This is a genomic window from Clostridium tertium, assembly GCF_017873245.1.
In the GTDB taxonomy this organism is placed as follows: domain Bacteria; phylum Bacillota; class Clostridia; order Clostridiales; family Clostridiaceae; genus Clostridium; species Clostridium tertium.
On record NZ_JAGGJY010000012.1, the window covers coordinates 115,837 to 129,338 of the forward strand.

Genomic DNA, 13,502 nt, shown 5'->3' on the forward strand with positions numbered 1-13,502 from the left:
TTACATCCATCCCATCATCTTCAAATAATTTTCTGTTGATTTATTTATATCTATAGAGTTTTGTTGTAAATATAATTGTGTATAACAGAAAATACTTGCAACTACTAAATCTATCCTAGCTTTATTCTTATTTTCCTTAGCTAGTAATATATCATCTGTAGTTCTTCCTTTTATTGTTGTAGTATTACTCATACACCAATCTAATAGTTTATTATTTTCATAAAATACTTTTCCTAAATAAACATCATCCCTAAATTGTTTTATAGCTGGTGATAAATTACCATATGTTTGTTTTAATAGTATCACTTCATAATCTTTTGCTAGACTTTCCATCATCTGCATTGCATTGTATGGATCTGATACAATACATTTGATTTTACAATTATACTTAGTTTCTATATTCCTTATATGTTCTTCAACTATTGTATAGTTAACGATTGCCCCAGGAGTTATAGTGCAATATCCTTTTTCTTGAAAGCTTCTATAATCTATCTTTTCTCTTCTTTCTGGGAGTGTATCTTCTGGTAAGAATCCATGTGATTTTAAATAATATTTATTATTTTCTTTATACATTATAGAAATTGCAGTTAAATCAGTTGTTAATGAAAGGTCAACTCCAACAACAACTTCCTTGCCTTTTAAATTTAAAGTTTCTTTTCCTTCTAACTCCTTATTATTAATATTGCATTTTTTCCATGCTTCAAAGTTGAGATATTTTTCTTCACTATTCTCTTGCATAAATACATTGCAAGTCTTAGTTATAAATTCCTCTTTCAAATTATCTTGAATTAAGGCTTTGTCTCTATCTTCACGCATTATTTGATAGTTTTCTTCTAATCTTAAAGGATTAGCTTGATATAGTCCTATATCATTCCATATATTTTCTTTATCAGCATAATAGACAAGTGCAAACATTCTTTCGTTATCAACTACACCTGTATATACTTTTCTAATATAATCTAAATCCTCTTCCATAATAGAATTATTAATAGCATAAGCTGTTGTAGTTCTAAATACTAATGGATTTATTACATTCTTTTGCCCTGATTTCATAGCGTTAAAATTACTACTCTCACTAAAGTTACCATGTTCATCACTTACGAATGCTGATGGTCTTACTGAGTTATTCTTACCCGCTTCAGCAACTCTAGGCTCAAAGTAACTATTGGTTAATTTACAAGTAATCCTACCTGTCTTAGTAGTTGATATATTGAAATGTTTCTTTATTAATGGACTTGCATTAATGATTTGCTCCATTATCTTTTTAATCTCTGCTGCTAGTTCCTTAGTTAAGCATATAGAATAAAACTCTGAATATTGCTGTTCTGTAAGCAGTAATAATATAAATACTAATCCTATCAAAGCAGTTTTACCGTTTTTTCTAGCAATAAATAGGGTTACATCATTATATCTAAACTTAGATTTATTATTTTTATATCTCCACCCAAATATATTTGCAATAAAAAAGCATTGGAACGGATCTAAATGTTCCAACACTTCATTATTTGCTAAATATCCAGTTGCAAAATTCATTAACTTTAGTAGATTATTTATTTTCAGGAGTTCGTTAACATCTAGATAAAATTCAAATTCATCCTCATATTGTCTCTTATAATAATCTTGTATAAATATTGCACATTGTTTTTTTACTTCCCATGTAGTAATTTCTCTACCTTCTACTACATCTGTTGCATATTTAACAGCACGATCTAGTAATATCATTTACTACCACCAGCCAATACTTTTAACAGAACATCTTCATCTCTTTCTTTTGCTTGCATATTTATATTCCCTAACTTAGCTCTACTTTGTGGACTTAATGATAATTCATTACAACACCTAAAAAAATCTTTAGTATATTCACTTTTAGCCTTGATTAAATCTTTATCATATATTCTATTTATATCATTATTTATAAGCTTTTCTATTTGCTGCAATCTATCTATTGCTATAGAAGTTTGAGATAAAATATAAATGTCTAAATTTCCAAGTATATTACTTTCTCTAAGTTGATCTACGACGTAATTAAATATTTTCTTTTGTCTTGCATTTAAATGAGTTGGTGGGGAAATGTTATCTGCTCCACCTTTTAACTTTTCTTCTGTTTCTAATCTTAACTCTTTCTCTTCTTTAGTTAAATTTTTACTCATTACTTTAACACTTTTACTAGGTCTTGCCACTCCCTCACCTCCTTATTTTTTCATTTAGGGAGTTTTTCTAAACTGAATCTCCACACGCACTCTCCAAGTGATTACTCTAAACTTTTTAGATACCCCCTACCCCTTCATGCTATTATGCCTCTTCTGGTGACAACTTTCACATAGACATATTAGATTGTTTATATCTAATCTTCTTGACCAATCTTCTTTAATTGGTACTATATGGTGTACTGTATTGTATGGTGTTATGACATTGTTATCTAAACAATCTTTACATAGTGCATGATCTCTTACTATTGCTAATTGTCTTACTGTGTTCCATTCCTTACTCTTGTAGAACTTATTGTATTTACTATCTCTCTCATAAGTAGTTTTCTTATAGTATCTTATATTTTGTTTACGTTCCTCTTCTGCTTTTACTTCACATTCAGGACACCTTTTCATACTATAAGGTATTACTTTACCACATCTGCATATCTTCTTTAACATTGCTTTCCTTTATAGAGAATCTATTAATTATTTCTCTTTTCATTTCCTTAACGGTTAATAGCTTATTACTTTCTATAAATAAGTTAGCGTTTATATCTTTATATTCAAAACTAACTTCTGTACCTATTAATAAATGTTCCATCATTCCTGAACCACAGAATATGGCTTCTGTTTTTAGACTTGCATCTGTTATTCTTATATCATCTTCTTTAATCTCATAGATATTACTGACCAACTCTATGTCATTAGTTAATAGTATTACTTTCTCTTTAAATTCATCTTCTAGTCTCGCTTTAACTTTACCATAGTCCTCGCTTCGAAGTTTATTCTTTAATCTAAATATCATAATATCCTCTCCTTTTATAAAAACAAAAAGAACCCTAATATAATAGAGTTCTTTTATTTCTTCATATTATCTTTTAACTTATTCATTTTAATTGTTACCTTATCTTTTAATTTATTAAACTCTCTTTGATCCTTTGTCTTTCTCTGAAGAGCCTGTAACCTTCTTATTTCTCTATCTGTATAAAAACAAATATACTTTCTTCCACAATGAGGACATTTAAAATATACCTCTCTTATATCATCTTTTACTTTTGCTTCTTTAAAAATAGGATCTTCAAATATTTGATTGCACCCTAAATTACATATTCCTTTCATTCTTAAAACCCCTTTATATTTTTAATCTATTTCTATCTCATCAAATGGAATACTTGCTTTGAAATATTCAGCTATAAATCTATTAAAATCATTTTTTTTTGCTATTCTATTTAAGTACCATCTTCCACACAATATTATTAAATTATTTTCTGTTATCTTATTTATTCCTAATAATCTTTTTTCTGTTACTTCTATAATTTTATATTTATCTGTATCAATATATTTACTTATATAATTTATATACATCTTATTACACATACTATTTTCTGATATTAAGTAAATATTATCGAATTTAATATTGTTTATGTAGTTTATAATTCTAATTAAGGACTTCTTCATAATTTAATACCTCCTTATATAATAAAAGAGTTAGCAATTAACTACTAACCCTATCCTATTACTTATTTAATCTTTCTAATTCAATACATTTAAATAAAAATCTTCCCACTACACTTTCTGTTTCTTTTGTTACATCTTCTCCAGCTTCTTCTCTTTTTTCTAACTCTATAGCTTCATCAAGAATATTTGCTAATTCTCTAAACGTATCTCTTAATCCAATTAAATCTTTTCCCATTTTATCACTCTCCATATTTTTTATTTTTGTCTTAATGCTCCATTTACCCTTTGGTATCTTCTTTCCCTCATACAAGTTTCTAAATCTTCGTATGGTGATAGAGTAAGTTCTATCTCTTCACATTTCTTATGATTCTTGCATAAAGGATTATGGAATAAACAAGCACACTTTAGATCTTGTCCTATCCAATTACTTAGAAATACATATTGTCTTTTCTTTACCTTACCCATATTATCACCTCACTTTTATATAAAATAAAAAGAACCCTTATTCAAAGGTTCTTTAACTCATTTTATATTATTAAACACCCATTCAATTACTTTTGCCCCTACAAGTAAGAATATAACTAATCCAATCAAGCTTGCTATCCATTTTATAAATTGCTTTCTAATTTCTATTCCAGTATCACTTACTACTCCTACAATTGCTTTTTTCACCTTATACCATAATTTTTCTAATTTACTTTTACTTTCATATTCTATGAGTTCGTTAGCTTTTTGGGTAGCGCATAATAAATCATAGTGTATAACGCAAATATTATTATTATATTGATTATACGCACTTCCTCCTTTAGTTGCCCATTTATCATTTTTAGCTATAATTAAACCTTTTTCTAAAAACTTAAATATATACATACCTATTTCTTTAGTCATATCAGTATATAAGCCAGCAAACTTGTACTCTATATCTTTAGAACCATTTATTTGTCCAACAACATATTTTAATGCGGTTAACTCTTTTTCTTCCACATTCTCACCCCCTTTTATTTAACAATTCTACATTTAATTGCTAAATCCTTCAAAAAAGCACCTAACATTTCTGCTAAGTGCTTTTATGGTATAAAAGGGTATTGAGAATTTATGAAATAATCCATCTTTCCATACTACTATTATACATCTTCCAAAGTGCTAATAGGTGCTAAACCTTTTACGAAGTTATCATGTTTCATTCTTATAGTGCTTGTACCAAAATACATCTTTTCACCTATCTCTTTCCAAGTAAGACCATCTAAATATCTATAAATAAATATTTGCCTAGTTTCTGAATCTTCTATGTTATAAATAAACTCTATTAAGCTATCCTTTTCTTCTACTAACTCATTCATCTTTCTTACTATTCTTTTATTAAGTCTTGCTACTTTTCTCTTATAACTTTCTAAGTCATAACCTTCTATATGCACTTTATGTTCTGTATAAGGGAAATAAGGACTAGATCCCTTAACACTATCTTCAACATGCTCTGGCTCTGTCTTTTCTAATTGTCTTTTAAGTAAATCTACTTCTGACATTAATTTTCTATATCTTTTTAATCTCTCTTTATCCAATTTAATTCCTCCTTAATAATAAAAAATACCGCATATTCAATAATGAACAATGCGATATTTTTATCTGTTTTTTATTACTTTTTAATATCAATCTTTTCACTCTTACGCTTTGTGAATTTGTACAATTTTTTCTTTTCTCCAGCTACAATTGATTTAATTAGTTTTTTTTCTTCCTCGATATATTTATCTATTAAGATCCATATTCTTTGTCTATTAAGGTCTGCTTTTTTTTGATATAATTCTATTTTATTATCATCATTTATTGTTTCTAAGCCACTTGCAACCCAAGTCGCTAATTCGTTACAATTTTTTCGTAAGTCTAAAGAAAAGCTATTTTCATTATTTAAATTTATCCAAACTCCTACTTTATAATTTAACACTTCATGAAAAAGAATGTTTTTTTCTTTTAAGAATTTTTTATATTCTAATTCTCTATAAATTTCAAGAATTCCAATTACATTTTTGAATAAATCTTGTTCCATTCTCCTACGTTCCTTAACAGTAACAGCTATTTGCCTATCTATCTTTTTTTGATTGGTATTAATAAATAATTCCACACCAACCATTATCAATGTTCCGAATGAAATCAGCAAAGTTATTACAGAAACCCAATTCATTAAATCACCTCATTTCTTTATATATCTATATTTTATCAAAAGAATAATTAATAAGATATATTACTAAATAAAAATAAGTTAATTTATAGCATTGAATTATCTACTTTCTTACCATCATAATTAATAGTAATATCATATATTAAAAATATCACATTATTCAATTTTCAAAGAACATATTTTATATAGAGTAGACTACTTATGTAGTCCACCCTTTTTCTGAATGACGTATTAATCTTCATCTTCCAATTCTATTTCTTTAACTACTTTACAATCTAAATTTCTACAAGGATTATCACACACTGATTTCTCATTACACCAGTAACAACAAATATTCTTATCTATCACATCATCACTCATCTGGCACTCATTTTCGCATTTAGCATACTTCATATACTCACCTCCTATTTATTTCGCAATAATATCAAATTACTCTTCTTTATAATTTCTAGTAGCTCCATATATCAATGCCCAATAAAATAGTACTGCTATTAACCATATAACCACTATTTTCATATGCTACCCTCTCAATCTTTTATCCAATCTATCTATTTTCTTATCTATCCATTCTTCAATTTTTGTCTTATCATACATAAGTTCCAATTGCATTAACATTATAAATACATCTGCAATTTCTTCTTCAACGTTATGATCCTTCCCCCTCAAATCTTTAGACAAAGCTTGTTGTAACTCTGCAAGTTCTTCCATGGCTACTATCTTCTGCATATCCTCACCAAATATTTTTATAGCTTTAAAGACTACTTCATCCTTATTAGATTTATATATCTGCCTACTATTTCTTTTAGAATATTTGCTTTTTATATTTTCTTTTTCCTCTAGCCACATTACGCTAAGTTCTTTTTCATTTATTTTAAACTCTCTTTTTAACTTCCTTATACCTTCTGTCTTTATAACTCCCTTGGTTATATATTCCTTTATTTTTTCTCTTACTTTATCCATTCATATTCCTCCTATAGATTAAGTAGTTGCTTAAATATACTCTCAAATATAGTTACTGGAATACTATTACCTGCTTGCTTATATAAAGCACCATTTAATTTGCCTGGTATTCCTGGATGTGCTTTTAATGCTGCTTCAAAATCTTCATCTGAATATCCTTGTAATCTCCAACATTCTCTTTCTGTTAAATATCTGTATTTACCATTTCCTATGTCTATAACCCCACTATTAGGGTTTCTTTGTTGCTTAGTTGTAATAGTTTCGCAGTAGCTATCTATTATTTTCACATAGCCATTAAAATTCTTGGGTTTTCTTCCAATAACCTTTAACATGCTTGGTTGAGTAACTATATACTTCTCTTCCTTTGTATCTTCTAAAAACTCTTTTATATGAGGTGCTTGTCTTTTTTCCAATGTTGAGAAGTTGAAAAACTCTCCATCTAAAATAGATATTGTAAAAACTCTTTCTCTTCTTTGAGGTAGTCCAAAATCAATAGCATTTAATACTTCAAAATTACTGTTATATCCCATCTTTTGCATTTCTTCTAAGTATCTACTAAAATTATGGACCATATGTTTACTAAGAACATTTTTAACATTTTCCCAAATCACAACTCTTGGTTTCCATATTCCCATTTGTTTAATAATATTAATTGTTTCCCACATTAAAGAGCTTCTTGTTTCACTCCCTGGCTCTGCTCCTTTTTGGTATCCTGCTATACTAAAATCTTGACAAGGTGAACCATGGATAAGAATATCAGGCTTTAAATTCCAACCTACTACAGATTGGGTTTTGTATTCTAATTCATCTTTAAACATTGCATTATATGACTTTACTGCTTTTTCATCTATCTCAACATAATCTATCGCTTTTACTTCTACTCCTAAATTTCTCAATGCTACTCTAGGGGAACCAACTCCCCCGAATAGCTCTAATATCTGTATCATGTAATCACCTCTAATCTCTAAATACTATCCTCCTATAACCTTTCACACCGCTCTTTTAACGGACCATAAAAAGTACCATCTAGTTCTATAATGTAATTGTTCTCATGTTCAAATAAGAAGTTCCATACAGAACCTAAAGTAAATTTACTATTAAGTTCTGTACACTCTTCCTTGAATCTAATAAAACTAAATCCAAGTTGCTCCATCACTTTAGCCATTTGTAGAATTTATTATATACTTCTACATACTCCCATCTATCTTTAAACACGTCATACTTACTTTCTTTATCAGTAATGCATAGCTGAGTTTGTCTTAAAAATTTACTCGGTATAATCAAATACTTTTCATCTTCTATGCATATAAAGACATATATATCACACGTTGGATTGGATTTTTCTAAGTTGAATGAATAGCTACTCCACCCTTTATCGCTGTTATACTTTCTAGCTGTTTTAACATCTATTTTTATATTCTCATTTACTAGTAGATCATAAGGATGTTTATTACTCATTTTTTCAACCTTATATCCTTTATTCTCTAAAATTTCTTTTATCTTTAGTTCACCTTTTAAACCGAGCTTGCTTTCACATTCTTTTGATTCTAGATTTAAATATTGAGAAAAATATTCATAACCTCCATACCTTCTTATTGCATTAGATAAGGTATAATTTCCTGTTACTAAATCACACTCATTTTTACTTGGCATTCTTTTTATATCTAAAACTCTCATTACTTCAAGTATTTCATTTATTATTTTTTCACTACTCCATCTTATTCCACGTGAATAACCCACCTTTCACCATCTCCTTTTGTATAATAGATACTTTTGATTATGGAGAGTACCAACTCCTTAATTAAAAGGCATATCTCCATCATCTACTGGTGTCATTTCATCCTCAAAACTCATACTCCCAAAGTTATCTTGATTAAAACCATTAGAACCTTGATTATCATTTTTACTACTTCCTATAAACTCAAATGAATCTACTACTATATCAGTTGTATATCTCTTAGTTCCATCTTTAGCATCATAACTTCCTGTTCTTATACTTCCTGTTACTGCTAGTTGTCTACCTTTAGTTAAATATTGTGCTATTGCTTCAGCTCTCTTATTAAATGCTATACAATTAATAAAATCCGTTTCATCTTTCTTAAAAGGTCTTGTTACTGCTAAAGTAAATCTACATACTGCTGTTCCAGTTCCTGCTGCAAAATTAAGCTCTGGATCTCTTGTAAGTCGCCCTATACCTACCCATTTATTCATTCTTAGTTTCTCCTTCTGTTTTTTGCTTTCTTTTAAAATCTCTTATTGCTGCTTCTAACTTTTTCTCATAAACTTTCTTAATTTCTTCTTCAATCTTCTTATACTCTTTTGAATGCTCGTGAATTTGAGTTAATTTTTCTTTGATGACTAATATATCCTCATTACTCCTTGACGCCTGTTCTGGAATGAATTTCAAAGCAGAATCAAAGGTTGTACAATACGCTATGGGTTGCCAGTATTCTTTTCCTATATTTTCTTTCTTAGCTAATCTGCTTTCTTCTACTACCTTTTTAACTTTTACTATAAACTGTCTTTCATCTGTTTCTATGAAATAATCTCCTACTTTAATTTTCATACTTTACCTCATCCAATCTAAATTCAACTCTTTCCATTTCTTCTGTCCATCTCTTAATTACTGTCAGTTTTATTACCTGGCTATCATCTTTAAAAGCTATTCCATTTAAACTATCTAATACTATTTTTGCTATATTATCTGCATCTGGTTTCTTTGTAGGATATTCTCTACCTTCCAAGATACTTTGTATTCGCTTTTTACTATAAGACTTAGGTATTTTATAATAAGCAAATACTGTTGCTTCTATAGGCGTCTCTAAGTACCTTCCATCTTGTTCTTTATAGCAACATTTAATCCAATTTTCATAACTTATAGTATCTCCTGGAGTAAATGCTCTTCCTGTTTTTGTAGAAAATCTTGGCCTTGCTTTTCCCTTTATCTTTCCTTCAACTATTATCAAAATTTCACCTCATTTATTGAAATTGACTATTATATGAGAATAGGAATATATAACTATGTTGGATTTACTCCTATTCTCCCTTATATTTGAATGACGAATTAACTAAATATCAATTTCTACTCTTTTATTAGCTATATAAGAAATATTCCTATTCCCACTTAATATTCTATTTACAATCTTTTGTAATTCTTCTATATCTTCTTTATTTATATCGTCCCATATATCAGTTTCCCAATCTTCATACATATTATCAGCTTCACATTCTATTGCACTCTCTAGCATATATTTAGCATCAATATTTGCTCTGTATTCTGTGGTTGTGTACACTTCATACCCTTTATAGCTTTCTAAATCTCCCAAGTAATCTTCCTTAGACATAATTGAATTATAATCATCATCTATCAATAACATTTCATTATCTTTTAATTCACTTAACTTTATACACATTATTTCTTAACTCCTTTAATTCGTAATATAATCAAATTACTTACCTCTATAACTCTTACATCTTATCCTACTCATTCTTTTATTTTCTTTAAGCCTATTCTCTGCTAAAAAGCTATCTGCTTCTAATTTTCCTTTTTCTCTTAAGTATTTTCTTCTTTCTATATCCATTACTGTTTTCATAGCTAATTCATGAGGTGTTAATTTACTTATACTAATCCTCCTCGTTGATATACCATTTGCCTTTTATTTCATCAACTTTGAATCTAACGCCCAATTTCCAATCTGCATAAACATTATTTTCTAAATATTCATTTTCACAAAACTTAGTAGCCGTATAACAACTTTCTATTTCCTTACCTTCTTCATAAGCTTTAAACGCTTCTTGGAATGTGTATTCTTTTCTTTGAAGTTTAAATAATTCTGATTCTTTAATATAAATATAATAAGTTTCTATTTCATTTTTTCTTTCTATATTTATAGCTCCATTTATTAAACTGACAGTTTTTACTGTACTTTCCCAAACTTCACCTTCTTTTATATTTTCTATAACCTCTTTAAATGTTAATTCTTTCATTTTATCAATCTCCCACTTTATTATTTCTAATCCCTTATCCTTGTTATACTCTAAAAAGCCAAATTCTAATTTAGATTTCTCAAAACTGCAAACATAACTTGTATTTTTCTTATACAAAAGCCAACAATTAATCTCGGTTGTTTTATCTCCATCAGCCCAAGCTATCCCTTGCTTATCACACTCATTTAAAAAATTATTCGCTTTTTCTTCTGTATCACAATGCACTGCTATTTCTCCATTCTTGAACTCTTCCCAATTAAAATTTTTCATCAAACAAATCCTCCTATTTTCTCTTTTTTAAATTCCTGTACATCTATATTTTCAAATCTCGGTTTCTCTAATCTATAAATATCGTTGTAATCTTTATATCTTTCCATCAAATCGGCTTCTGTTACTGTCTTAATATTAGAATTTAAAGATTGCCCTATCTTGCATATGCACCTATTACAAAACTCATATATTCTTCCGTTATCTCTTTTCTCTAACATTACAAATCCTGTATTTTTGCATAATTTACAATTTTCAGTACTTTCTTTATAGACTTTGCCTCTTAAAGCTACATCTTTAAATTCTAATAGCTTAGCTAATTTAAATCTGCCTGTTTCTTGCTTAAGATAAAGTTGAGCCATTTCTCTAGCTATATCTATATGCACTCTTTCAAAAGGCTTGTACCATGCTGCTAATACATCTTTATCTGCTGGTGCTTCAAATCCGAATAGTTTTCCTAAGTAACTTACATATTCTACAAATTCATTCTTAGTCATTAGAAAGGATCTTCCCCCTTTGCTATTCTTTCTTGGATTTCATTCTTACCTTTTTCGTTTTTAATACCTTCTGTTTTCCAATTCTCTAATATACCTTTAAGATAAGAATAAGTTCTCTTGCTTCTTTGATTTCCTATCTCTATAGCCTTAGTTACCCACTCTATAGAATAAATCTCTACATCTGCTAGTAATTTATCTAATAGAGTTTTATTTAAAGTTCCATAACCATTATTAGTCCATGTAGACGACAACTGACGACATATGTCTTTTTTGTTCTCTATCTCTTTCTCTAACTCTATCTCTATCTCTATCTCTATCTCTCGTGAACGTTCGTCCGAACTTGTCCCAGAAGTGTCCGGACATTTGTCCCCTTCACCTAATAACAGCTTTTTTTCTTCCTTTATCCTATTCCTATAATCCCTTTTCCTATCAGCTTCAGAGCTACTTTTACCAATAAGACTTTGTATATCTAGCATATATATTGCTCCATTGTCTAATACTTCAATTAATCCTAATTCTCTAAACATACATAAAGCTTTATCTACAGTATCAACATTATGGTTAGTAATAGTTGCTATCATCTTAGGACTATAAGGAATATTTTCTTTAAACATTAACTTTCCATCTGTTTTTAAAGATTTAAGATAAAGTTTCATTAGTATATCTGAATATAGATATCCATTATCCATAGCTTGTAATATCTTCATATCTTCTGTTTCATAGAAGTTTTCTTTTATTTTTAAGTAATAGTATTTTTTATTGTCTGCCATTTCATACCTCCTATGGTTTCATAAGAAATACTCTCTTTTTACTTGCTGTATTCTTAATTGATAAAGCTATAATATTTTTATTTTCATCATACTTTATAGCTTCTACAAAAAACTTATCATTGCATTTCCATATATCCTTGCCATTATTGCCCTTGATAGAATACATATTGCAATCATCTTTCTTTACCCAAATAAATGGACTTGTATAAAGTTCTCTTCCTATTCCCCAGTTAAAGCAAGCTCTTTTAAAACTATCACTAGCTTGTCCTTTTTCTTTTTCTGTATTACTCTCTGTTCCTGTATCTTCTTTACTTACCCATTGCTCCTTTTCTTCATCCCATAAACTAACTATGCAATTAGCATTATCTCTTGTATGCTCTCTTTTCCAGTTCATAGGTCCAACTGTTTCATCAAGGATGTTCATATCGCAACGAGCATCTTTGTATAGAAGCAATATACAGCCTTTTTCAGTAACACTTTGTACTCTTACATCTATTTCAGTTTCCTTTAATGGTCTAAAAACTAACTTCTCCATACTACACCTCCTAGAATGGTATTATTAATCCTTTTTCTATCTCATACATAAGACTTCTTAACTGCTTGTCTACTCCTTCATAATCTCCATTTTTAAGGTATTCTAGAGTTAATCCAAGCCTAACTATTAATGCAAGCTTATTTTCTTCATCCATGACTACTCCACCTTTACTGTTATAGTTTCAGTTTCTTCTATTCTTACACCAGGAATAATTTCTCCTGTTTCTGTATTTACTCCATCCTTAAATGTTTTCTTAAGTTCTGTTTTATCAACTTCTTCTTTAACTCTTATGCAGCATGATCCATTTTCTTTAAGGTAGTCTAGTAACCCCTTCTCATCATCATAGAACCATTTACTAGACTTCCTAGCTGTAACTTTTCCATATGGTGTAGATAGTTTAAATTTCTTATCCTTTGCTTTTTCAGCTCTATAAAATTCTTCTAGTAAGTAGCTAAAATATTCTTTGTCCTTTGCATATTGTTCTAGTTCTTTTTCTTTCCATGCATTAACTCTATTTATTTCTTCTTCTGCTATAACCTTTATTTCAGCTTCTTTATTTTCTATTGCTCTAAGCTTTCTAAATGCCCATGTAGCACCCTCTAAATTTTCTATTTTAAAACCTTCTCTTTGTTCTACTAAATCATTTTGTAATAATGTGTTTTCCAT

The 13,502-nt window shown here is 28.8% G+C and carries 27 protein-coding genes; all 27 read right to left on the reverse strand.

Going from position 1 to position 13,502, the window contains the following annotated elements; genetic code table 11:
• The gene (locus tag J2Z25_RS13465) at window positions 1-1,722 is read right to left on the reverse strand and encodes a terminase large subunit (RefSeq protein WP_099346869.1); all 1,722 of its coding nucleotides are present in this window, start codon (window positions 1,720-1,722) and stop codon (window positions 1-3) included.
• Window positions 1,719-2,180: a phage terminase small subunit P27 family gene (locus J2Z25_RS13470; RefSeq protein WP_099346870.1), complete on the reverse strand. Its 462-nt coding sequence runs from the start codon at window positions 2,178-2,180 to the stop codon at window positions 1,719-1,721. The genes J2Z25_RS13465 and J2Z25_RS13470 overlap by 4 nt, the downstream gene beginning before the upstream one ends.
• Window positions 2,181-2,276: 96 nt before the next feature.
• The gene (locus J2Z25_RS13475) at window positions 2,277-2,648 is read right to left on the reverse strand and encodes an HNH endonuclease (RefSeq protein ID WP_209740980.1); all 372 of its coding nucleotides are present in this window, start codon (window positions 2,646-2,648) and stop codon (window positions 2,277-2,279) included.
• Window positions 2,620-2,994 carry a hypothetical protein gene (locus tag J2Z25_RS13480; RefSeq protein WP_209740981.1) on the reverse strand — a complete coding sequence of 125 codons (375 nt, stop codon included), beginning with the start codon at window positions 2,992-2,994 and terminating at the stop codon, window positions 2,620-2,622. Before J2Z25_RS13480 ends, J2Z25_RS13475 begins: the two co-directional genes overlap by 29 nt.
• Before the next feature lie 53 nt (window positions 2,995-3,047).
• Window positions 3,048-3,308, reverse strand: a complete 261-nt coding sequence (locus J2Z25_RS13485; protein ID WP_209740982.1) for a hypothetical protein — start codon at window positions 3,306-3,308, stop codon at window positions 3,048-3,050.
• 21 nt (window positions 3,309-3,329) lie between these two features.
• Window positions 3,330-3,647 (reverse strand): hypothetical protein, encoded by a 318-nt coding sequence (locus tag J2Z25_RS13490; protein WP_209740983.1) that lies wholly within the window; start codon window positions 3,645-3,647, stop codon window positions 3,330-3,332.
• A gap of 58 nt (window positions 3,648-3,705) precedes the next feature.
• Complete coding sequence (locus J2Z25_RS13495) at window positions 3,706-3,882, reverse strand: hypothetical protein (RefSeq protein WP_209740984.1); 177 nt, start codon at window positions 3,880-3,882, stop codon at window positions 3,706-3,708.
• A 20-nt stretch (window positions 3,883-3,902) separates the two neighbouring features.
• Window positions 3,903-4,112 (reverse strand): hypothetical protein, encoded by a 210-nt coding sequence (locus tag J2Z25_RS13500; protein ID WP_209740985.1) that lies wholly within the window; start codon window positions 4,110-4,112, stop codon window positions 3,903-3,905.
• A 57-nt stretch (window positions 4,113-4,169) separates the two neighbouring features.
• Window positions 4,170-4,631 carry a hypothetical protein gene (locus J2Z25_RS13505; protein WP_209740986.1) on the reverse strand — a complete coding sequence of 154 codons (462 nt, stop codon included), beginning with the start codon at window positions 4,629-4,631 and terminating at the stop codon, window positions 4,170-4,172.
• Window positions 4,632-4,771: 140 nt separating this feature from the next.
• Complete coding sequence (locus J2Z25_RS13510) at window positions 4,772-5,206, reverse strand: RNA polymerase subunit sigma-24 (RefSeq protein ID WP_209740987.1); 435 nt, start codon at window positions 5,204-5,206, stop codon at window positions 4,772-4,774.
• A gap of 74 nt (window positions 5,207-5,280) precedes the next feature.
• Window positions 5,281-5,823 carry a hypothetical protein gene (locus tag J2Z25_RS13515; RefSeq protein ID WP_209740988.1) on the reverse strand — a complete coding sequence of 181 codons (543 nt, stop codon included), beginning with the start codon at window positions 5,821-5,823 and terminating at the stop codon, window positions 5,281-5,283.
• 228 nt (window positions 5,824-6,051) lie between these two features.
• Window positions 6,052-6,213, reverse strand: coding sequence for a hypothetical protein (locus J2Z25_RS13520; RefSeq protein ID WP_209740989.1), 162 nt, complete (start codon window positions 6,211-6,213; stop codon window positions 6,052-6,054).
• A 126-nt stretch (window positions 6,214-6,339) separates the two neighbouring features.
• Window positions 6,340-6,780 (reverse strand): nucleoside triphosphate pyrophosphohydrolase family protein, encoded by a 441-nt coding sequence (locus J2Z25_RS18625; RefSeq protein ID WP_245173383.1) that lies wholly within the window; start codon window positions 6,778-6,780, stop codon window positions 6,340-6,342.
• A gap of 11 nt (window positions 6,781-6,791) precedes the next feature.
• A complete protein-coding gene (locus J2Z25_RS13530; protein ID WP_209740990.1) occupies window positions 6,792-7,727 on the reverse strand; it encodes a DNA cytosine methyltransferase in 936 nt (311 codons plus the stop codon).
• Between the two features lie 32 nt (window positions 7,728-7,759).
• On the reverse strand, window positions 7,760-7,945 hold the full coding sequence (locus J2Z25_RS13535; protein WP_099346059.1) for a hypothetical protein: 186 nt from the start codon (window positions 7,943-7,945) through the stop codon (window positions 7,760-7,762).
• The gene (locus J2Z25_RS13540) at window positions 7,933-8,520 is read right to left on the reverse strand and encodes a hypothetical protein (protein WP_099346060.1); all 588 of its coding nucleotides are present in this window, start codon (window positions 8,518-8,520) and stop codon (window positions 7,933-7,935) included. The genes J2Z25_RS13535 and J2Z25_RS13540 overlap by 13 nt, the downstream gene beginning before the upstream one ends.
• Before the next feature lie 57 nt (window positions 8,521-8,577).
• A complete protein-coding gene (locus tag J2Z25_RS13545; protein ID WP_209740991.1) occupies window positions 8,578-8,991 on the reverse strand; it encodes a single-stranded DNA-binding protein in 414 nt (137 codons plus the stop codon).
• Window positions 8,984-9,346 carry a hypothetical protein gene (locus J2Z25_RS13550; protein ID WP_209740992.1) on the reverse strand — a complete coding sequence of 121 codons (363 nt, stop codon included), beginning with the start codon at window positions 9,344-9,346 and terminating at the stop codon, window positions 8,984-8,986. Before J2Z25_RS13550 ends, J2Z25_RS13545 begins: the two co-directional genes overlap by 8 nt.
• Window positions 9,336-9,746 (reverse strand): RusA family crossover junction endodeoxyribonuclease, encoded by a 411-nt coding sequence (locus J2Z25_RS13555; protein WP_209740993.1) that lies wholly within the window; start codon window positions 9,744-9,746, stop codon window positions 9,336-9,338. The genes J2Z25_RS13550 and J2Z25_RS13555 overlap by 11 nt, the downstream gene beginning before the upstream one ends.
• A 102-nt stretch (window positions 9,747-9,848) precedes the next feature.
• On the reverse strand, window positions 9,849-10,193 hold the full coding sequence (locus J2Z25_RS13560; RefSeq protein ID WP_209740994.1) for a GTP-binding protein: 345 nt from the start codon (window positions 10,191-10,193) through the stop codon (window positions 9,849-9,851).
• Window positions 10,194-10,229: 36 nt separating this feature from the next.
• The gene (locus J2Z25_RS13565) at window positions 10,230-10,373 is read right to left on the reverse strand and encodes a hypothetical protein (protein WP_209740995.1); all 144 of its coding nucleotides are present in this window, start codon (window positions 10,371-10,373) and stop codon (window positions 10,230-10,232) included.
• Between the two features lie 31 nt (window positions 10,374-10,404).
• Entirely contained in the window at window positions 10,405-11,037 is a 633-nt protein-coding gene (locus J2Z25_RS13570; protein WP_209740996.1) for a hypothetical protein, read from the reverse strand.
• Complete coding sequence (locus tag J2Z25_RS13575) at window positions 11,037-11,531, reverse strand: hypothetical protein (protein ID WP_209740997.1); 495 nt, start codon at window positions 11,529-11,531, stop codon at window positions 11,037-11,039. The genes J2Z25_RS13570 and J2Z25_RS13575 overlap by 1 nt, the downstream gene beginning before the upstream one ends.
• Window positions 11,531-12,301 (reverse strand): phage replisome organizer N-terminal domain-containing protein, encoded by a 771-nt coding sequence (locus J2Z25_RS13580; protein ID WP_209740998.1) that lies wholly within the window; start codon window positions 12,299-12,301, stop codon window positions 11,531-11,533. Before J2Z25_RS13580 ends, J2Z25_RS13575 begins: the two co-directional genes overlap by 1 nt.
• Window positions 12,302-12,311: 10 nt before the next feature.
• Complete coding sequence (locus tag J2Z25_RS13585; RefSeq protein ID WP_209740999.1) at window positions 12,312-12,836, reverse strand: hypothetical protein; 525 nt, start codon at window positions 12,834-12,836, stop codon at window positions 12,312-12,314.
• Between the two features lie 10 nt (window positions 12,837-12,846).
• Window positions 12,847-12,990, reverse strand: coding sequence for a hypothetical protein (locus J2Z25_RS13590; protein WP_209741000.1), 144 nt, complete (start codon window positions 12,988-12,990; stop codon window positions 12,847-12,849).
• Window positions 12,991-12,992: 2 nt separating this feature from the next.
• Window positions 12,993-13,502 (reverse strand): host-nuclease inhibitor Gam family protein (locus J2Z25_RS13595; RefSeq protein ID WP_209741001.1); only part of this gene is annotated, 510 nt, incomplete at its 5' end.